Annotated in this window: 1 protein-coding gene; it reads left to right on the top strand. The window is 72.6% G+C overall.

The genetic code is table 11. The features are described from left to right. Positions 1–339 (top strand): DUF222 domain-containing protein (locus tag OO71_RS45995; protein ID WP_033296445.1); only part of this gene is annotated, 339 nt, incomplete at both ends.

The raw sequence follows: 339 nt of genomic DNA, 5'->3' as shown, positions 1-339 counted from the left end.
GTTACGCGCCTACTGGGACCACGAAGGCACCCCACCGGCCGACCACGCGGACGCCTCGGCCCGCCCGTGGCGGGAGTTCCGCTACCACTGGACCCGGGGTGGCCGCTTCCACTTCACCGGCAACGTCGACTCCGAGACCGGCACTGTCCTCGAACAGTTGCTGGTCCCGCTCGCCGCCCCGGATCCCGCGGACCCGTCCGGCGCTCCGGATCCCCGCACGAGCGCCGAACGTCACGGAGACGCCATCGCCGCCATCACCGACCTCGCCGCCCGCGCCCCCGACCTCCCCGTCAAAGCAGGAGAACGCGCCGTCGCCACCGTCACCGTGACCCTGACAGA

The organism is Amycolatopsis jejuensis, from assembly GCF_000717335.1.
GTDB lineage: Bacteria > Actinomycetota > Actinomycetes > Mycobacteriales > Pseudonocardiaceae > Amycolatopsis > Amycolatopsis jejuensis.
This window is presented reverse-complemented; position numbering and strand designations above follow the sequence as displayed.